General features: G+C 49.5%; 19 protein-coding genes. 9 read left to right on the forward strand and 10 right to left on the reverse strand.

From position 1 onward, the window contains the following. The first annotated feature begins 27 nt into the window (after positions 1 to 27). Positions 28 to 465, forward strand: coding sequence for a TPM domain-containing protein (locus D1627_RS10280; RefSeq protein WP_119432155.1), 438 nt, complete (start codon positions 28 to 30; stop codon positions 463 to 465). A gap of 6 nt (positions 466 to 471) precedes the next feature. Next, complete coding sequence (locus D1627_RS10285) at positions 472 to 1,239, forward strand: TPM domain-containing protein (protein WP_119432156.1); 768 nt, start codon at positions 472 to 474, stop codon at positions 1,237 to 1,239. A 72-nt stretch (positions 1,240 to 1,311) separates the two neighbouring features. Here the strand turns inward: D1627_RS10285 and D1627_RS10290 are convergent, their stop codons facing one another. Next, the gene (locus tag D1627_RS10290; RefSeq protein ID WP_119432157.1) at positions 1,312 to 1,977 is read right to left on the reverse strand and encodes a hypothetical protein; all 666 of its coding nucleotides are present in this window, start codon (positions 1,975 to 1,977) and stop codon (positions 1,312 to 1,314) included. 192 nt (positions 1,978 to 2,169) lie between these two features. On the opposite strand from D1627_RS10290, the gene D1627_RS10295 reads away from it, so the two are divergent. Further along, positions 2,170 to 4,842, forward strand: coding sequence for an ATP-binding protein (locus tag D1627_RS10295; protein WP_119432158.1), 2,673 nt, complete (start codon positions 2,170 to 2,172; stop codon positions 4,840 to 4,842). A 6-nt stretch (positions 4,843 to 4,848) separates the two neighbouring features. Here D1627_RS10295 and D1627_RS10300 read toward each other — a convergent pair whose 3' ends face one another. The 3 genes from D1627_RS10300 to D1627_RS10310 form a co-directional block, all read right to left on the reverse strand. Then, positions 4,849 to 6,219, reverse strand: coding sequence for a sigma-54-dependent transcriptional regulator (locus D1627_RS10300; RefSeq protein ID WP_119432159.1), 1,371 nt, complete (start codon positions 6,217 to 6,219; stop codon positions 4,849 to 4,851). A gap of 203 nt (positions 6,220 to 6,422) precedes the next feature. Next, complete coding sequence (locus D1627_RS10305; protein WP_119432160.1) at positions 6,423 to 6,743, reverse strand: hypothetical protein; 321 nt, start codon at positions 6,741 to 6,743, stop codon at positions 6,423 to 6,425. Positions 6,744 to 6,788: 45 nt separating this feature from the next. Continuing rightward, a complete protein-coding gene (locus D1627_RS10310) occupies positions 6,789 to 7,160 on the reverse strand; it encodes a hypothetical protein (protein ID WP_119432161.1) in 372 nt (123 codons plus the stop codon). 270 nt (positions 7,161 to 7,430) lie between these two features. On the opposite strand from D1627_RS10310, the gene polA reads away from it, so the two are divergent. After that, positions 7,431 to 10,280 (forward strand): DNA polymerase I, encoded by a 2,850-nt coding sequence (gene polA / locus D1627_RS10315; RefSeq protein WP_119432162.1) that lies wholly within the window; start codon positions 7,431 to 7,433, stop codon positions 10,278 to 10,280. 116 nt (positions 10,281 to 10,396) lie between these two features. On the opposite strand, the gene D1627_RS10320 is transcribed toward polA, so the two are convergent. Continuing rightward, positions 10,397 to 11,701, reverse strand: a complete 1,305-nt coding sequence (locus tag D1627_RS10320; RefSeq protein WP_119432163.1) for an SGNH/GDSL hydrolase family protein — start codon at positions 11,699 to 11,701, stop codon at positions 10,397 to 10,399. Between the two features lie 15 nt (positions 11,702 to 11,716). Next, complete coding sequence (locus D1627_RS10325) at positions 11,717 to 12,955, reverse strand: OmpP1/FadL family transporter (protein WP_119432164.1); 1,239 nt, start codon at positions 12,953 to 12,955, stop codon at positions 11,717 to 11,719. Between the two features lie 353 nt (positions 12,956 to 13,308). Here D1627_RS10325 and D1627_RS10330 point away from each other — a divergent pair, with 353 nt between their 5' ends. Beyond that, the gene (locus D1627_RS10330) at positions 13,309 to 14,205 is read left to right on the forward strand and encodes an NAD(P)/FAD-dependent oxidoreductase (protein ID WP_119432165.1); all 897 of its coding nucleotides are present in this window, start codon (positions 13,309 to 13,311) and stop codon (positions 14,203 to 14,205) included. A gap of 107 nt (positions 14,206 to 14,312) precedes the next feature. Here the strand turns inward: D1627_RS10330 and D1627_RS10335 are convergent, their stop codons facing one another. Further along, on the reverse strand, positions 14,313 to 15,140 hold the full coding sequence (locus D1627_RS10335; RefSeq protein WP_119432166.1) for a cyanophycinase: 828 nt from the start codon (positions 15,138 to 15,140) through the stop codon (positions 14,313 to 14,315). A 93-nt stretch (positions 15,141 to 15,233) separates the two neighbouring features. Beyond that, positions 15,234 to 16,100, reverse strand: coding sequence for a sterol desaturase family protein (locus D1627_RS10340; RefSeq protein ID WP_119432167.1), 867 nt, complete (start codon positions 16,098 to 16,100; stop codon positions 15,234 to 15,236). A gap of 343 nt (positions 16,101 to 16,443) precedes the next feature. Here D1627_RS10340 and D1627_RS18345 point away from each other — a divergent pair, with 343 nt between their 5' ends. Further along, complete coding sequence (locus D1627_RS18345; RefSeq protein WP_158607172.1) at positions 16,444 to 16,611, forward strand: hypothetical protein; 168 nt, start codon at positions 16,444 to 16,446, stop codon at positions 16,609 to 16,611. A gap of 65 nt (positions 16,612 to 16,676) precedes the next feature. Beyond that, complete coding sequence (locus D1627_RS18350) at positions 16,677 to 16,841, forward strand: hypothetical protein (protein ID WP_158607173.1); 165 nt, start codon at positions 16,677 to 16,679, stop codon at positions 16,839 to 16,841. A gap of 262 nt (positions 16,842 to 17,103) precedes the next feature. On the opposite strand, the gene D1627_RS10345 is transcribed toward D1627_RS18350, so the two are convergent. Both D1627_RS10345 and arfB read right to left on the reverse strand, forming a co-directional pair. Next, positions 17,104 to 17,649, reverse strand: a complete 546-nt coding sequence (locus tag D1627_RS10345; protein WP_147383271.1) for a hypothetical protein — start codon at positions 17,647 to 17,649, stop codon at positions 17,104 to 17,106. Positions 17,650 to 17,835: 186 nt separating this feature from the next. Beyond that, positions 17,836 to 18,243, reverse strand: coding sequence for an alternative ribosome rescue aminoacyl-tRNA hydrolase ArfB (arfB, locus tag D1627_RS10355; RefSeq protein WP_119432170.1), 408 nt, complete (start codon positions 18,241 to 18,243; stop codon positions 17,836 to 17,838). 278 nt (positions 18,244 to 18,521) lie between these two features. Here arfB and D1627_RS10360 point away from each other — a divergent pair, with 278 nt between their 5' ends. Continuing rightward, a complete protein-coding gene (locus D1627_RS10360; RefSeq protein ID WP_119432171.1) occupies positions 18,522 to 18,908 on the forward strand; it encodes a sensory rhodopsin transducer in 387 nt (128 codons plus the stop codon). Positions 18,909 to 18,970: 62 nt separating this feature from the next. After that, entirely contained in the window at positions 18,971 to 20,050 is a 1,080-nt protein-coding gene (locus D1627_RS10365; protein WP_119432172.1) for a site-2 protease family protein, read from the forward strand. Positions 20,051 to 20,076 lie beyond the last annotated feature (26 nt).

A 20,076-nucleotide genomic window follows, 5' to 3' on the forward strand; every position in this document is an offset into this window, starting at 1 on the left:
GACAATCACCTATCAACAATCAAGCTTATGCCCAAAGACACGATAACGCCTGCTGATGAGCAGAAGATAATTGAGGCGATCAAGGATGCCGAGATGCAGACCTCTGGCGAGATACGCGTGCATATAGAGAGCAGCTGCAACATGGATGTGCTGGACCGCGCCACTGAGGTGTTTGCCGAGCTGCACATGCACCAGACCGACCAGCGCAACGGAGTATTGTTTTATGTAGCGATAGAGGATCATCAGTTCGCCGTGCTGGGCGATGCTGGTATCAACGCCACCGTGCCCGACCATTTCTGGGAAGACATTACGGCGGAAGTCATTAAAAACTTTAAGCATAAAAAGTATGCCGAAGGCCTGGCTCGCGGCATACGCATGGCCGGAGAACAGCTACAAGCTCACTTTCCTTACGATCGCCACGGCGACATAAACGAACTGAGCGATGATATTTCGTTCGGAGATTAGCAGATTATGAAGCACTTATCCCTTATTTTCTACTTTTGTTTCCTGAGCCTGGCTGCCTTTGCACAAAGCGCAGACTTCCCGGAAAAGCCAACGCGCCTGGTTAATGACTACGCGGACATGCTAACCCCGCAGGAAGAGCAGGCGCTGGAGCAAAAGCTTGTAAACTATTCTGATACCACTTCTACCCAGATAACCATTGCCCTGATAACCTCCCTGGGCGGCTACGATGCAAACCAGTATGCTGCTGAGTTGGGCGAGCGCTGGGGCGTTGGCTCCGGCAAGTATGACAACGGCCTGGTTATACTTGTAGCCAAGGATGAGCGGAAAGTTGCGATACAAACTGGCTATGGCCTGGAAGAACACATTCCCGATGCCATTGCCAAGCGCATTACAGAGCGCACCCTAAAGCCGGCCTTTGGGCAAGGGCAGTTTTACCAGGGCTTGGACCAAGCTACCACTTTGATTATTGAGCTCGCCAGCGGAGCTTACCAGGCAGACCCAGCACAGGCAGAGGGCAAGGGCTCGGGGCCCTCGGTGTTCTTTATCATTATTGTAGCTATTGTCGTGCTCATCATACTTTCGAAGATGGGCGGAGGAGGCCGTGGCGGCAGAAGAGGCTACTCGCGCACGTTTGGCGGCCCCGTGATTGTGCCAGGCGGCTTTGGCACCTTCCGTTCGGGAGGTGGCATGTTTGGCGGCGGAGGCGGTGGAGGAGGCTTCGGCGGTTTTGGCGGAGGCTCTTTTGGCGGCGGTGGCGCCAGCAGCAGTTGGTAAGCACACATCACTTTATAAAAAAGCCTTGCGCAGATTAGCTGTGCAAGGCTTTTTTATGTGCTCATCAATTTATTAGCCGCCAACGTTTGCCACTACCATATAAACAGTGCTTAGCACGGCCACACCTATGCCAAAGCCTGCAGCGGCTTTCTTAGCCTTTACCTTGCGCGCTGCTTTCCGGTATGCGTTTTGGTAGGCTGGCTCTTTCATCAGGTGCCGGTTGGGGTTATAGTCTGCGTTAAGGTTAGGAGGGGCAACAGTGTTCACGGCACCTGTCACGATGCCGGCGGCAGGGTTTAAAACGGTGGCTCCCAAGGTCGACCACATCACGCCACGCCCTTTATAGTATACTTTTGCATCGTGTTGTGCCTGGGCAACCAGCTCCGCCTCCGTGCTTATACTAGTCTTCTCCTCCTGAAAAACGTGTTCGGGTGCCTCCATAGGCGCCACAGAGGCCATCAGGCGCATAGCTTTTACCTCCTGCCTGCCCAGTCTAAAGGTTTGGCTTCCATTGGTATCGTTAAAATAGCGGTATACTACTTCGTCTGGCCCTACGTGCAGTACTTTACCCACAATTTCCTGCCCATCGCTGGTAGAAATAATGTCTTGCCCAAAGGCTCCTTCACACATTAGGCATAGCAGCGGAACCGTAATCGTGTAAATATATTTGCCCATAATTTGGAGGTAAAAGGTGAGGCCGGTCAGCAGGTTATAACTTGCGTCAGTATCTATTTTCAACGCAATTCATATTTTTCTGGACATATAGAATTAACAATTTCTTAACAGAGGAACAAATCGCAAAGTATAAAACTGGCTTATAAAGGGATATCAGGGCAAAGGGGCACCCTTCTGTAATCATTTCTGTTGTAAAGGCGTTATAGGGATTGTGCCGGTGGTGGCACGGCAAGCACAAGCGGAATTTACCAGTACATGAAGATATTCGGAGATAGTATAAAAACGAAGGTGGTGATAGGTTTTACGCTGGCACTAAGCATTGTAGTGGCGGCCATTTACCTTACCTACTCCAGCTTCACCAAATTACTCGACTCAGTAGAGGTTTTATCGCAGCCAAACCATAAGCTAAAGGAGCTACAGCATACTCTGGCTACCATTTCCACGGCAGAGAGCGCCATACGCGCCTATACGCTTACAACCAAGGAAGATCATTTTAAGGCATATCTTATGCACCTGGATACTATTCAGAGCCAGATAGACTCATTGGAGCGAATGATGCAGCACAGCCCGCGAGAACTGGCCCAGGTAGACTCCATTTCCGCCCTGCTGGATGCAAAGCAACAAAGCCTGGAGCGCTATGTGGCGTTAAAAAAGCAGCAGAAACTTAATAATTACTCAGGCAAAGCTATGCGCCAGATTGCCTCTACCGCTGAACAAAAACCGCTTTCTACCACCATCCGCCAGCACACCACCACTACTATTTCCGATCGGCTGGACATGAACGGCACCGACACTGAGTTACAGGAGGAGGTGCCTACGGAACAGGAGCAACCCGTAGAGAAAGACGAGGACAAGCGCGGTTTCTTTGGCCGGCTCTTCTCTAGAAAGGAGAAGCAAAACAAACAGCAGGATGCGCCACCTAAAGTAATTGTCCCCCAGCTCGATGTTAAGCAGGAGGTAAAGATTGATACCAGCCGTGCCTCTACGCCAGTAGCGCCGCTGAACAAGGTAAGGCGCATACTCCACAATGTGCAGCGCGAAGCCGATGAGCAGGAGCAGCAGTTAGAGGCAAAAGAATTGGCCTTGCTGCAGCAGGATAAGCAGATCATGGACCAGATCCGGACAATGATGTATGAGCTGGAAAACCATGAACAGGCGCAAACAGCCATAAACTCCAGCCGCGCCCGTGCGGTAGCCCAGCATACATCCGTTATCATGCTGATTATCGGTATCATTGGTTTGGGAAGCGGCATCGCGTTTATTCTTATCATCCTCCGCGACCTTACGCGCAGCAACAATTACAAATCAAGGCTGATACATGCCCAGAAAGAGGCCGTGAAGCTGGCCCGCGCCAAGGAGGCGTTTGTAGCCAACATGAGCCACGAGATGCGCACGCCCCTGAATGTTATACTTGGCTTTACCCAGCAAATGCGCCACACACCGCTGCAGCCGCAGCAGGAGGACCACGTACAGGCCATTAACGGTGCCGGCCAACACTTGCTACATATCGTGAATGACGTGCTGGATTTATCCAAAATAGAGGCTGGTAAACTAGAGATAGACCACACGCCATTTAGCCTGCGCCAGCTACTGACAGACGTAGAACAGGCGTTCCAGTTAAAGGCTTCCAGCAAAAGCGTGCTACTTACATGTAAAGCTGATGAACCCATCCCCGATACGCTCTCTGGCGACCCGTTGCGCCTGAAGCAAGTGCTGTTTAACCTCGTGGATAATGCCATTAAGTTTACGCACCAAGGCGAGGTAACCGTAGACGTGCGGCTGCGAAGCCGCCGCCGTAGCCGCGCTGTGCTCAGCTTTGCCGTTGCCGATACAGGCATAGGTATTCCCGAGAATCGCATGCAGCATGTGTTCGGAGAGTTTAATCAGGCTGATGATTCTATACTTCGAAAGTATGGCGGTACAGGCCTGGGGCTTTCTATCAGCAAGAAACTGGTGGAGATGCAGGGAGGCACGCTCACCGTAAAAAGTATGTATGGCGAAGGAACAACATTTACCATCGTGCTACCAATGCGTGTAACACAGGAGCAGGTGCCTGCCATGCCAGCAGAAGCAGTACCTATGCCAGCGGCTTTTAAAGGTTTTAAAGCGTTGGTAGTAGATGATGATGCCTATAGCCGCACGCTCTGCGATCTGATCCTAAGCCGCTGGGGCATGCAAGTGCACCTGGCTAACGACGGACAGGAAGCCCTTGACTTAGTGCAGGAACATACGTTTGATGTAGTCCTGACTGATATCCAGCTGCCTGGCATGAGCGGCAAAACCGTTGCGCGCAACATCCGGAAACTGGATAAGCAGGTACCCATTATCGCCCTCACGGCCAACATCCTCAGCAACGATGCCGACTTCTTTAAGAACACTGCCATCACGGCCCATATCCTTAAACCATTTACCGAGCAGGAATTGCACCAGAAACTGGCCGATGCACTGCCCACAACACCTATTGTGCCCTTCGAACCTATCGCAACCATACAACAACCCGCAGCAGAACCTGCCCAGAAATACGATCCGCAGGAAAAAGCCGATGAAGTATTGTTCGATTTAAGCGAGATGCGTCTGTTTACAGGCGATGACCACCAGGCACTGGCCGATATTCTGGAATTATTACTGGAGGATCAGGAGCAAAACCTAAAAAAGCTACAGCAAACAGCTGCCGCTAAAGACTGGGAGGCCAACGCCACCATGGCTCATAAAATGCTCACCGCTTTCAAGCACTTGCACGCGCACTCCGTTACGCCATACTTGCTGCAACTAGAGCAAGTGCTGCATACCGCCAAGAAGCCACAAGAAGCTGCCTTAGAGAAAGCCGCCACTGAAGCTCAGATGCAGGTGCAAAAGGTGTTAGCAGCCCTACGCCAGGAAGTTGCACGGATGACAGCCGAGGTTAAGCACCCTATAACACAGCAATAGCGCAGCTTAGATATCTATGTTATAAAGTTTTAGCTTGTTGTAGAGCGTTTTGCGGTCTATGTTAAGCAGGCGCGCCGCTTTAGACTTATTGTACTTTACGCGCTCCAGCATGGCCAGAATCATTTCGCGCTCGGTACGCTCATTTATACTTTTCAGATCGGTATCCATGGGGTGGCGCGGGGCATAGGTAACGCTAGCCTGTTGCTCTGAGGGCGTATAGTATACTATTTCGGGCGGAAGCTCCTGCAGTGTCACCAGATCAGATTTGGTTAGCAGCACCGCGCGTTTTACCACGTTCTTTAGTTCACGCAGGTTTCCGGGCCAGTTATATTTAAGCATGGCTTCTTCGGTAGCCTCATCAAAACCCTCTACTTCTTTCTCCAACTCGTGATTGGCTTGCTTTAAAAAGTGGGCGGCAAACAGGATAACATCTCCGTTGCGCTCCCTTAGTGGAGGAATATTGATCTTAAATTCGTTAAGGCGGTGGTACAGGTCTTCGCGAAACTGACCATTGGCCACTGCTTGTGCTAAGTCCTCGTTGGTAGCAGCCAGCACGCGCACATCCACATCCTGGTCAGTGGTGCCGCCCAGTTTCCGCACTTTGCGCTCCTGCAGGGCACGCAGCAGTTGCACCTGCACCTCGTAAGGTAGGTTGCCAATCTCATCCAGAAACAGAGTGCCGCCCTCAGCTGCCTCAAACTGGCCCATTTTGTCTTTCATGGCACCTGTAAAGGCCCCCTTTACATAGCCAAACAGCTCGCTTCCGGCCAGCTCCTTCGAGAGGGCGCCACAATCTATGGCTACAAAGGGCTTATCGTGGCGCTTGCTTTGCTGGTGTATCATGCGGGCTACATATTCTTTACCAGTGCCACTTTCGCCCTCCACAATAACAGAGAGGTTGGTTGGTGCCACCAGCGATATGAACTCCTCGATCTGCTCTGCCTGCGCGCTCTGCCCCTTTACAAACTGTATTTCGGCAGCAGGGGCCGCGGCAGTCGCATCCTGCGCTGTATCAGCCTTCTTAGCAAGTGCATTTTTAATAACAAGCAGTGTTTCGTCGGGGTTTATAGGCTTGGTAATATACTCGAAAGCACCCATTTTAATGGCGCGCACAGCCGTGCGAATGTCGGCATAGGTTGTCATCAGGATTACCGGGACCTCCTGTGTTAGCACACGTATCTGAGACAGTAGCTCCAGTCCGTCTTTGTCGGGCAGGCGAAAGTCCGTAAGAATTAGATCAAAAGATGATGCCTTCAATAAACGTAATCCGTCGTTTGCGGTAAAAGCGGTTTCTACCTCATACTGCTGGCGCTTTAAATACCCTTTTAACATCAGGCAGAAAGCTGGGTCATCATCAATCAGAAGTATCTTTGGCATAGTATAGTTTACGTGTTGCACTCTGCCAGGTGATGCAAAGAGCAATTAAATAACGGGTTTAGAAGCCTTATTGTTCTGTATGGCATAACAAAGCTATTCTATACTGCTTATAACGCAAAACAGGCCGGGCCTTCGTTACGTAACGAAGGCCCGGCCTGCATCAATATATGTTTGGTTAGCTTATGTTAGCTGTATGGCGCTGCCTAGCTATCTACTTGCTTTCCGTTTTCATCGTAGCGCACCACAACCGATTCTTCCTCTCCATTCAGGAACTGAAGCTCATATACAGCAAGGGTTCCTTCTTCGGTAGCTTCCACTTTGTATACTTCACCCAGCATCCAGTCTTTATAGGCACCCTCGGCCACAACAGATTTCACGGCATCAGGTAAGTCTTCCGAGCTGATTCTCTGCTTCTCCTGCTGCGTTGTGGTTTGTTGCTGCTGCGTGGTAACTCCTTCCTGTGCCTGTGCATTCAAGCTTAAACAGGCTACAAAGGCAATGGCTAAAACACTTATCTTCTTCATACTTTCTGATTGGGTTTATGATTTGCGTTAATTGTATTTGTTCAGTTATTCCTGCTGGCCTTCTGCCGAGGCAAGCGCTTTGCCGGTCTCATCGAAGCGAGCTACGGCTTGCTTTTGTTCTGCGTTGGTAAAGTATACTTCGTACATTGCTTTGGCTTCGGTACCTGCTGCGGCTTGTGGTGCCACTTTGTATACTTCGCTTACTTGCCATTCTTTTAAAGCCTCGTTTTTCAGCGCTTCTTTTACGGCCTGGGGTAGTTGCTCCGGAGAAATCTGCTCTTTACCAGCCTCCTGGCCGACCGCTTGCTGGCTTTGCGGTTGTTGGTTAGAGGCGTTTGTGCTTATTGTCTGTGCTTTTGATTCTGATGAGATGGCGAAGGCCGCAAAGGCAAACGCTAGTAAAGTTGCTTTCTTCATGGTTCGTTCAGTTTGTTATTATTGGTATGCTTATGCCTTATGAGATAACTGTGCCAAAGAGCAGGAAACCACCTAAACCACTGAATACCAGATAAAAACAGACAAATCTTAAGATTTAACAGTTTACGCCACTTGGGTAGACATTCTACACACTGGGTACACAACACAGCAGGTTGTATCGTAATAGGGGCACGCTACCAAGTATGAAACACGACGTATAAATGCCGCAGAGCCGCCAATGGTTAGCCCGAAATTGACTAAATTAGCCCCATGAGTGAACCACGTAAGAAACTGTTTCTGCTAGACGCCCTAGCATTGATATACCGCGCGCACTTTGCCTTCAGCAAAAACCCGCGTATCAACTCCAAAGGCATGAATACCGGTGCCGCCCTTGGCTTTACCAATACTCTGGTAGAGGTGCTGCAAAAGGAAAAGCCTACACACATCGGTGTAGCCTTCGACTCGGCTGCCAAAACATTCCGCCATGATAACTTTGCCGACTACAAGGCCAACCGCCAGGCACAGCCCGAGGATATCTCTATTGCCATACCTTACTGCAAAAAGATTGTAGAAGCCTTTAACATTCCAGTGCTGATTATGGATGGTTTCGAGGCAGACGATATTATCGGAACCATGGCACAGAAAGCCGAGAAGGCTGGCTTTGACGTGTACATGATGACACCCGACAAAGATTACTGCCAGTTGGTGACGGATCATATTTTCCTTTACAAACCAGCTTTTATGGGCAATGCCATTGATGTATGGGATGTGCAGAAAGTGCTGGAGAAGTGGGAAATTGAACGTGTGGAGCAGGTAATTGATATACTCGGCCTGCAGGGCGATGCCGTGGACAACATACCGGGCATACCGGGCATCGGCGAGAAAACAGCCAAAAGCCTGATCAAACGCTTTGGCTCCGTAGAGAACCTGATTGCTAACTCTGACCAGCTAAAGGGCAAGCAAAAAGAGAACGTAGAGAACTTCGCTGAGCAGGGAATGATGTCCAAAGAGTTGGCCACCATACATTGCGATGTGCCGGTAACGTTTAGCGAAGAAGGCCTGCATTACGACGGCCCGAACGAGGAGCAAATAACTGAACTGTTTGCAGAACTGGAGTTTAGGCAGTTGGCGCAGCGCGTACTGGGCAAAAGCCTCGGAGAAGCCGCTGCTGCACCAGTTGCCACCAAAGGAGGCAGACGGGGCAAAACCGCCGACAGCAACCAGACTTCGCTTTTCGGGACACCTGTCGCGGCCCAGGAGGTGGCCCTCATGGAAGAGGATGCTGCTCCGGCGGTGATGCAAAGCCTCAAGACCACACTTCAGGATTACCACCTTATCAATACGCCCGAGCTGCGCCAAAATCTGATCGAGTACCTGCTGAAGCAGGACGAGATCTCTTTTGACACTGAAACCACAAGTGTAGACGCCATTACGGCTCAATTGGTCGGCATGTCGTTTTGCTACCGCGCCGGTGAGGCCTACTATGTGCCGGTGCCGCATGATAACCTGGAGGAGACCCAACGTATACTTGATGAATTCAGGCCGGTGCTGGAGAATGCCAACATCGCCAAGATAGGGCAGAACATAAAGTATGATATCCTGGTGCTGAAGAAGTATAACCTGGATGTGCAGGGCCCGATCTTCGACACCATGCTGGCACACTACCTGCTGGAGCCCGAGATGCGCCACAACATGGATGTGCTGGCCGAAACTTACCTCAACTATAGCCCGGTGCCAATTACCGAGTTGATCGGCCCGAAGGGGAAGAACCAGAAAACCATGGCCGACCTAGAGCCGGAACAGGTAAAAGATTATGCCTGCGAGGATGCCGACATCACGCTGCGCCTTAAAGTATACTTTGAGCCGCTGCTGCAGGAGCAAGGCCTCACCAAACTATTCCGGGAGGTAGAGAACCCACTAGTGCAGGTGCTGGCCGCTATCGAGAACGAGGGCATAAGTATAGACAGCAATGCCCTGGCCGATTACTCAGCCCAGTTGGAAAGCGAGATTATCACTATTGAGAAGCGCATTTTCGAGATTGCCGGCGTGCAGTTCAATATCGGCTCACCAAAACAATTGGGCGAAGTGCTGTTTGATAAATTAGAGCTGCATGGCAAGGCCAAGATCAAGAAAACCAAGACCGGGCAGTATGCTACCGGAGAGGAGATATTAGCCAAGCTGGCCCCCGACCACGAAATTGTGCGCCTGATTCTGGACCACCGCCAGCTTACCAAGCTTAAATCGACGTACATTGATGCGCTGCCACAACTTGTTTGCGAATTAGACAACCGCGTACACACTTCCTTCAACCAGGCTGTAACCGCCACCGGTCGCCTCAGTTCCACCAACCCGAACCTGCAGAACATCCCGATCCGGACGGAGCGCGGGCGCGAGATACGCAAAGCCTTTGTAGCCCGCGACAGCAAACACCAGATCATCTCTGCCGACTACTCGCAGATTGAGCTGCGCATCATGGCCGATTTCAGCGGTGACCCTACTATGAAGGAAGCCTTCAAAAACGGTGTTGATATCCATTCATCCACGGCAAGCAAAGTGTTCCATGTGCCGCTGGACCAAGTAGACAGCGAAATGCGCCGTAAGGCAAAAACAGTGAACTTCGGTATTATCTACGGCATTTCTGCCTTTGGCCTGGCCGAGCGCTTGGGCATACCGCGCCGCGAGGCCGCCGATATCATAGACGAGTATTTTGAGCAATTCCCGGCTGTAAAAGAGTACATGGATAGCACCATAGAGAAAGCGCGGGATCTGGAGTATGCCGAAACACTGCTACACCGCCGCCGCTACCTCCGCGACATCAACTCACGCAACCAAACCATCCGTGCCTTTGCTGAGCGCAATGCCATCAATGCGCCTATTCAGGGCACCGCCGCAGATATCATTAAGATCGCGATGATCAACATCCATGATTACCTGCGCCAGGAGAAGCTTAAAACCCGCATGATCCTGCAGGTGCATGACGAACTTCTGTTTGATGCCCCGAAAGAGGAAATCGAGATCGTGACGCCGAAGATTGTAGAACTTATGACTAACGCCCTGCCACTCAGCGTGCCTATGGAAATTGGGCTGGGCGTAGGCGACAACTGGCTGGAAGCGCATTAAACTCATACTTCGCAGGAAAAGTGTTCCCCTGCAAGAAACATTATTAATGCTCCTGTTACCAACAAAAAAGCACCTCTTTTCGGGAGGTGCTTTTTTGTTGGTGATACAATGTATACTTATGGTAGCAACACGGCTCTATATTGTGTTTCATCCACAAACGGGATGCTTGCATTATACTTTGAGTTGATCTCACGCAATATTCTGTTGGCAACAATCGCATAGCCTCTTGGCGTTAAGTGCACACCATCAAGCGAGAACAGGTTACCTGTAATAAAGGCTGGGCTGTAAGTAACTGCATTTAAGGCAAATCCTCCCTTAATGGAGTTAAAATAGCCATTCATGTCAACGTACGCCAGGTTCTTAGTTTGAGCAGCAGTAGCTAGCTTTGCGTTAAACTCAGCAGTTCTGCTAATAACAGCCTCTACTTCGTTGACATCAAGCACTTCGCTGTTAGCAAGCGGGTTTAGCGGGCTAAAACCGTGAGGCACTGTTCCAATCCCCGGAACTGACTCTGGAGTACCTACAGTTGAGGTCAATAGCACGTAATCTGTTGTTTGAGCCTCACGCACTGTATTATCTGCTAACCTGATGTACAGCTTCGCGTTTGACGCAGCAGCTAATTGCTTTAACTGAGCCGTAGACTTAGTTGTAAAGAAAGGTATTGCCGTCACATCTGGAATGTTGATCACTGCACCTTCTACATTTGGTTTTGCCAAGGCAGCCATCATAGCATCCAAGTTAGACTGAAAAACACTAGCGCTTGTCATGGAGGCTACACCGCCGGAAGTTGCGTACCCGAGTACATCGTTATTGCCTAACCACATTGTAAAGAAGGTAGGGTTAGTTGCCCCAACGTAATTTACGTATGGCATTAAGGCCTCAGTAGGCGTAGGGCTGTCTGGCAACAGGCGCTCATAGTATGGGTTAAAGCCAAGCGGGTTGTCATATCCGTACCCTGCAGTAGTAACATCTGCCATTTTAATACCTGGCACACCAAGGTTGTTCACTGGCTGCAGGTAAGGTGCAAGCAGGTTCGTTTTACCATCCTTGCCTTTACCAACTACGGCAAGGTTATCTGTAACCGGGGTCAGGATTGGACTGGTTGGCGAGGAAAAACCCGTAAGCCTTACATAACCCGAACCGTTGCGCTGCGCCTCTGAAAATAGTGGTTGCACAAACTCTCCACCTCCTGCCAGCGAGAACTGCTGCGCGATCAGGGCTGGGTATGAGCTTATCTGGCCCTCAAGGTATAAACCGTTATCCTGAAAACCTGCAGTCAGGGAGTTACCCACAGCCACATACTTTGTTAAGTCTAAACTTCCTGAGGAAGGGTTGGCTGCATCGATTTCTGGATCGCAGCTTGATAACAGCATGCCTGCCGCCAAGGCAAGCAAACCGAATTTATTGAAGAAGTTCTTCATAACTAGTTAAGGTAATTAGAATTTAAAGTTAAGGCCTATACCAGGGATATAAGCAACCGACTTGAACGTACCGGCCACGCCACCAGATAGATCAGCTTGGTCTGTTCTCTCCTTTTTGTTGATGTAAAGGAAAGATGCATCCAGGCTGAAGTTATCAGAGATGCTATAGCCTACACCAGCAGACAAACCGCGAGAGTCGGCATCTGGTGTTTCAGGGGTCAAGTATCCGTCTTGTACAGGAGACTGGTCATAATAAGCACCGCCACGCACAGCCAATTTATCGTTAACCATATACTCTGCACCTAGTCTGTAGATAAAGGCATCGTCATAGTTTCTGGCGCTTTCAGAAAATCCAGAACCTCTGATTTGTTTCGAGAAGTCGAAGCGCAGCGACTCATATGCACTCCAGCGCACATGGCTCACATCAGCTGCCAGCGTTAGCTTATCGTTTACTTGGTAGCCTAAACCTAAAGTTAGTGTAGCTGGTAATGGCAACTGTGCCGAGAACTCAGTTCCAGATGGGAAGTTGCTGCTTGCAGACGCGGGGATGTTTGTAAAGGTAACATCACCCTCTTGTACCTCAAGCTCAACTTTAGAGCGATAGTCTAAGCCGATTGTCAGCTTATCCGTAGCCTGGTAAAACACGCCAACGTTTATGCCGAAGCCCGTCTTAGCGCCACCATCAAGCTCTATGGTTCCTTCCTGTCTTTCGGAGTTTTCTACTGGCAACACACGTTGCAGGTTCACGCTTCCTGTGGCAATTACAAAGCCTAAGCCTACACCAAATTTATCACCGAGTTTATAGCTTACAGTTGGTTGTATAAAGATGGCTTGCAAGTCAATCTCATTCAGCGAATAACGGCCATTCCACTCATTGCCCCATCTAACGCCACTACCGAAAGGAGTATAAACCCCTAAACCTACAGTCAAGAGGTCATCAATTTTATAAGCGGCATATACCTGAAAAGGAGTACCAAGGTCATTATCTGCTTTTGCAGAAGAGTTTGTTGGCTCTATGGCCCGGTAGGCTATTCTAGAGTTAATAGCGCTTGCCCCAATAGTTACTCCGCTCTCACGGATGGAGCTCAAGGCACCAGGGTTGAAGAAGATACTAGCTGTACCCGTTTGGATACCTGTACCAGTATGCCCCATACCTATCTGGCGCTGGCTGGCCAGGTTTACCTGGTAACCTCCGGCCATTGCAGAAGCCGATAGGAGCGTACCACCTAGTAAGGCTAAAATTTTGCTTTTCATAAGGTCAACTATAAGTGAAATAGGGTGATAATTAGTCTAAACAAATATATGCTTATTACAGCGGCCCGCAATATTTTTTCAAATATTTTTCCAATCGGGTCGAAAAATGATTTCATCGAGTGTCGCTCACGCTTTGCGCTAATTTTAGAGGTGTGCACACGGCGCAGGCAATCAGGCTTTACGCGCTAAAATGCATGATCCAATATAGCAGCGGATTGCCCGGTTATACTTTGCCTGTAGCCACCACACAGTTTATCAGCTATGGCAACAAAGTATAAATTTATCCTCCTATAAAATCTATCTTATTTGCGCGGCATCTCGTTAGATAAACCTTAAAAACTGACTAGAACGCAATGTACGATGTGATAATAATAGGAGGCGGCCCCGCAGGCTTGAACGCAGCTATGCTTCTGGGCCGCTCGCGCCGCAGTGTAATTGTGCTGGATAGCGGTGAGCCACGTAACCGCTGGGCCAATAACATGAATGGCTTTTTAACCAGCGATGGCATGAACCCGCGTGAGTTCATTAAGAAGGGAAGAGAAGAGCTCGCCAAGTATGGCGTAAAGCTGGTAGATACCCGCGTAACGTGCGCCACTTACAGCAAAGGCACCTTTATAGTAGACGATGCGGACGGCACGGTATACAAATCTAAAAAGCTGCTGCTGGCCACTGGCCTAAAAGACAATTTACCTGAGTTGGAAGGGCTAGAGAAGATGTACGGCAAAAGTATTCATCACTGCCCTTACTGCGACGGTTGGGAAAGCCGCGACAAAGCCATTGCCGTGTATGGCCCTAAAAGACATGGCGTGGGCCAATCGCTGGCCATGAAGAACTGGAGCCCGGACGTAACGCTGTATACCGACGGAACCGATGACCTTACACGTGCCGACCTAGAACTGCTTAAACGGAACGAGGTGAAAGTATGCAAAGATAAAATCACAAGGTTGGAAGGGACAGAAGACGGCATGCTGCAACACATTGTGCTTAGCACCGGCGAGAAACGCGCGCAGCAAGCCATGTTCTTCTCGCTGGGCACCAAGCAGCAGTCCGATTTGGGTGAGCAGCTTGGTTGTGAGTTCACAAACAAAGGTGTTATCCGGACAAAGAAGCTGCAGCAGTCCAACATTCCGGGGTTGTTTGTAGCCGGCGATGCCGCCCGCGATATGCAAATGGTGGTGGTAGCCGCCGCCGAAGGCGCTAAGGCTGGCGTGGCTATAAACATGGAGCTGCAAAAAGAAGAGCGAAAATAGGGGATAGGCTCAAATTATCTATCCCTCATACTTCGAGCGGCAAGGATGATTGATTAGTAATCGTCCTTGCCGCTTGGTGTTTTAACCCGAAGTAGAATACCGGTTATTTACCCGTTAACCACAGACTTACTTACCTCTTGGGCCAAAGACTGAAACAGGTGCTCTCGGAGGCAATAGCGGTAGCCATGTACCAGCAGGTGCATTTTGAGGTTCTCAACGGCTATTGGCTCGTTGTCTGCCACTAAAGGTATGTTCGAGAATTTTATACCCCCGCCATCTATGACGGTAACCACGCCGGGGCCGAATACTTCTACCTGGTCTCCCTCCTTTATAATGATGCCTGTTTCCTCGCTCAGGCCTATACCTATGTAGGCAGGGTCGTGGGCAACGGCATGGGCCAGCCTTCCAAAGCGGCCACGTTCCGCAAAGTGCGTATCAATGAAGATGTTTTTGATGAACGAGCAACCCTCTGTGGTCTTCATCTCTCCTTTGATGAGGGAGTAATGGCCATAGCCGTTGTAAATCATGCGATCAGACATGATGGCTGCGCCTGCGCTTGTTCCGGCAATGATAATGTCATCCGTCCGATAGCGGCGGTGCATACTATCTAGCAGTGCGGTGCCGTTCAGAAACTTTGCAAGCCGCACCTGGTCGCCACCCGTGAAAAAAATAACGTCGGCTTTAGCAATTCGCTGCAGGTATTCCGGCTTATCAGCAGGGTTGGTTTCATCGATGTGCATAAAATGCACGCTGTGGCAACCCATTTCCTCAAAGGCTTCTTTGTAAGCCATCCCCGACTCTTCCGGTGTGCTCGCGGCTGTGGCAATTACTTCTATATGTGAGGTTACAGCGCAAATCTCAGAGCGGATCAGTTTAATCAGCCCATCGTCATCGCCGCCACCCAAGGCAATTAGTTTTCCTTTTACTGGCTCCATAGATGCTTTTACTCTTAAAATGCTACTATATACTACGTAAAACTACCTGAGGTTGAGGTCTACGGTAAGATTGGCAGCACTTTAAAATTTACCTTATGGCAGAAGCTCTTTTTGGCGGGGCAGTTCCTCACGCGATGGCACTGTACCATCCGGCAGTTGCCATGGGCGCTGCTTCTCAAAAGGCATCCGGAACAGGTGCGCCGGGCTTTGCTCATGGGGGTTCCGGTAAGAGGGTACTCCAATAGTAATCTTATCCTGAGGCACGTTCAGGCGCAGGGTCTGGTGCAGGCGGTCCCAGGCAGAAAAAATAACGGAGAAATTACTGTTGGTTTCACGGGCTACAATGGAATGGTGGATCCCGTGCATGCGTGGGGTAACCATAAGCTGGCACAGGTGCTTCTCGAACGCATAAGGCAAGCGTAAATTGCTATGATGAAAAGCGGTGCAGCCCTCAAAGATCACCTCATAGAAAAGCACCAAAGGCGCAGGCACACCCAAAAGAGCTACCATACCTCCCCGGTAAGGCACCGAAGCAACATTCTCCCCAATGTGAAAGCGCCAGGCAGAAGACAGATCTAGGTCCATATCAATGTGGTGCACGTTGTGGAAGCGCCAGAGCAGGTCGGACTTGTGCAGCAGCACATGCCACAGGTAGTTACTGTAATCAAGCAGCAGAAAGCCGGCGCCATACTTTGCCCATTTAGGCAGGCGTAGCCAAGCCATCAGCCCAAAGCTATTTTTGTTTGCCCATTGGGCGGCGGCATACATGCCGGGCACAAGCAAGAGGCGCAATGCCGGTACAGCTGCTGCGGCAACGCTACCATTCTCTACCAACCGATCTTTCTTGGGCCGGGTGCGCCGGCGCAACTGGTGCTTACGCTCTAACACAAATAAAACCATAGCAGCTGCACCCAATATGGGCATGCCCAAAGTATCGAATTTACGGAACATGAACTTCATACTTTCTGCTACCAGCCTCTGGCGATTTTAGTTGCACTGGCCACAGCAAACACAGTGTTTAAACAAGAAAAAATATTTTTAATTCTAGACTGGCTTTTTGTGAAAAAAATGTTCGGTACTGAACAGTTAAGTGTTCGGCACCGGACAAATATATCGCTCCAGAAACTATAAATTTATACACAACAACCTAATAAACAGATAGTTACAAACTATGGCACGCATCATGTAATAGCTCAAGCAGGAATAAAAAAATTATAGTAGACATAAGCAACCATTCGCTACAGCCTGCTATCTATTAATACAGAAGCTTATAATAAAGTATAAACCAACTAACTATAAAGCCATGAAAATTGTAATCCTAATTTTAGCATTTATGTCCGGTGTTGGTGCCTCTATCAAAAAGTCTGCGTCGGATATCGAAAAAATCAAAGCACACCACGAACTAAACGAGTACCAAAAGTACCCAAACCTGTTACCTGAGGTTGAGATAGTTGCCCCTGCTCAGAAGTAAGCCTAGTATTTTACCCTCTTTAGCATCTACTAATCCAATTCACTACCACTCAAAAAAATAAAACCATGAAAATCGTAATCTTAATTTTCCTATTTGCGATCGGCGTTGGCGCCTCAGTAAAAAAATCGGCTGAAGACATCAAGGAAATCAGCGTTCGCCAGGAGCTAAACCAGCTTAAGAGCCTACCAAACCTATTGCCAGAAGTTGAAATTGTGGCACCACGCATTTAACCTTGCCTATGAGAACTCTTCTCTTAATAATTACAGTGTTGCTGGCCTTTGCTTTTGTGTGTAGAAGGCTGCTTGACCAACAGCCTCAGGCTTGCGCAGAGCTAGCACACCAGTTTTAGACTAAATTGCTGCCAGTTGCCTACACGGTAAGCCTCGTTTAAACCAGCTTATTGTAACATAGCACGTACTCACAGGAAAGATATTATAAACATAAAGCCCGGTTTATGGCCGGGCTTCTTCGTTTTATACTTGCCTTTAATAGTTAATCCTCTTTCTTTTTAAAGATGTCCAGGATGCTTGGCTTATCGTCGTTCTTGTTGTTTTTCTTTCCGAAGGGCCACCACTCTTTCTTCTGCTTTTTCTCCTTCAGCAGCACATAGCGCACCGAAACCCCGGAGGAAAGGTGTATCCAATCCTCGTGGTTGATGTGTACCGCCGGTTTTACGTCTGCGGAGAGCAGGAAGGGCAGGCCGTTCACCTTATACTCTATGCCCAGTATGCCATCTACGCCTGTAAATACGCCGCTGTCTTTGAGGTTGCCAATGTGGCCGCCGGCACCCAGGTAATAGTTGAAGCGCTTGCCTAGCATTGGGAAGTGCCACTCGTACAAGGCCGTGCCGCTATACTCGCGCGAGCCGATCTGTACAATACCTTCTATGGTGCCTTTTTCGTGCAGTTTCTGCTGCAGGGTAAGGCCAAACCTATCGCTCTCCAGGCGCACGCCGGCTGCCGTTCTATACTTCTGCGCCATGCCAGCCATGCATACAGTGCACAGCAATAATATCGTAAACAGTACTCTCTTGCTCATGGGTAAGGGTGAGATTGAAGTTCTGAAGTATAAATTCAGAGGCTTAAAGATACTTTATTCTCAGGTTTGTGTTGCCTCCCGGAAGTATACTTTTAAAAGATATAGGCACATGTACCCAACGGAAAACAGTGCCCGTATGGTATTTATGCTGATAAAAGCCCGCTAAAAGTATACTTGGCAAGGCTACTAATCGCCGCGATAGCCGCGATTGGCTTTCTTTTCGGACTGCTTCTTTTTGCCTTCCAGCCTGCGCCGCACGCTGGATCGGGTTGGCTTGGTGGCTGTGCGCTTCTTCTGGCGGGTAAACGCCTGCCGAAGCAACTCGTAAAAGCGCTTTAAACATTGCTCCTTGTTTTGCAGCTGGCTGCGCTCGGTTTGGCAAACTACCTGCAGGTAGCCATCGTTAGTGATGCGGTTAGCCAGCTTTTTTTGCACCAGCTCTTTTTCAGTGTCCGAGAGAAGCGATGACTGCCCCACATGGAAACGCAACTCTACCTTTGTATTTACCTTATTCACGTTCTGCCCGCCTGCGCCACCGCTGCGCGATGCCTGAAACTCCAGCTCCTGTTCAAAATTGCGTTCGTGTAGATTCATTCTTATTTCTTAAAGTACATGCTTACCTAAGGCCGCTTTTATACGTGTGTTTTGCACGTATAAGTACACGCCCACAGGCAAAGGCTTTGATGTTACGCTTTTTTACCTTGGTTATACTTTGTCAGTATTGTGCCATTTCGCTTAACATGCCTTCCGGGGCCGGTTACTAACAAAAAGATAGCCTCTGCTTGCTTTGCCATCGCTCAAGGAATATAACCCGTAAGATAGTATAGGCTATAAAGTATAGCATCGTTTTATAATCCTACACATTACTTCGTATGGAGCAGGCTATCGGGCATAAAGTATGGGCAATCGCGGAAGGATTTATTCCGTCCTACGGGAATGGGCCGGCGCCCCAGTTTACCAGCCACGAAGCAGCCTGTATCCTGAACGCATCTGCGCAAGATGCAAATGTAAAGCTCTGGATTTACTTCTCTGACCGCGACCCAATTGGGCCATATAAATTCCTGGTACCGGCCAAGCGTACCAAGCACCTCCGCTTTAACGACCTGCATGAGCCAGAGGCCATACCCCTGGACACTGACTATGCCAGCCTGATAGAGTCGGATGTGCCCATTGTGGTACAGCACACGCGCCTTGACTCGCGCCAGGCAGAAAACGCGCTCATCAGCACCATTGCTTTTCCGGTTACTTCCTCTGTGTAGCATTGGTGTAAACATAAGCGCTTTGGCCTGCGTTAAACAATTGAACACCAAGCTCTAAAATCATGAAATGGTCGCTAAACCTGGGAAGGGTGGCTGGTATAAAAATACTGGTACACTGGACATTTGTGCTCCTGCTAGGTTGGGTGGCGATTACTGAGGCCCAGCGCGGCAGCGATATACCCACTATCTTTCTTGCCATCGGGTTTATACTTTCGGTTTTCCTGTGCGTGGTGCTACATGAGTTGGGCCATGCCCTAACGGCCAAGCGCTACGGCATTAATACCAAAATGATCACGCTGTTGCCCATTGGCGGGGTAGCCAGCCTAGAACGGATGCCAGAGGACCCAAAGCAGGAACTATTGATTGCCGTGGCCGGACCAGCCGTAAACGTGGTCATCGCAGCTATACTTTGGCTTGTGCTACCCCCGCTGCAGGAGGTGCCTGCCGATGAGTTTTTCATGCGCATTACGCCCGCCAACTTCCTTTACCTGCTCCTTTTTGTGAATGTGGTACTGGTGCTGTTTAACGCTATCCCTGCCTTCCCGATGGATGGCGGCCGCGTGTTGCGCGCTTTACTCTCGTTTAAACTTGGCCGGGTGCGGGCCACTCAAATTGCCGCCAACCTAGGCCAGATGTTGGCTATTTTCTTTGTTTTCGTGGGGTTCTTCTACAACCCGTTTCTTATTCTGATCGGTATTTTCGTGTTCTTCGGGGCTTTCTCCGAAAACATGATTGTGAAGCACTTAGAGTTTCTGCGTGGCCACAGCGTGCGCGAAGGCATGATGACAAATTACGTTACGCTTAACCCTGCCGACACTGTGCGCGATGCCCTGGATAAATTGCTGACAGGCTCCGAGCACGAGTTTATCATCGAAGAAGAAGGGCAGGTGCTGGGCACGCTTACACGCTCTCAGCTAATACAAGCCGTGAAGCAGGAACAGATGTCTACGCCTGTCAGTAAAATTATGTCGGGGGAGGTAAAGACCTTTAATGTGCAGGACAAGCTTTCCGAGGCATACTCTGAGTTACAGAAATCCAAAGCACCTCTCTACCCTGTGTTGGAAAACGGCCAGCTTGCCGGCGTTATCAACTCTGATAACATCAACGAATTCATCTTAATCCAGTCAGCTTTGCAGCATTAAAGGCTTTTTCTCGCACTATAAAACTC

This window comes from Pontibacter oryzae, assembly GCF_003576375.1.
Classification (GTDB): domain Bacteria; phylum Bacteroidota; class Bacteroidia; order Cytophagales; family Hymenobacteraceae; genus Pontibacter; species Pontibacter oryzae.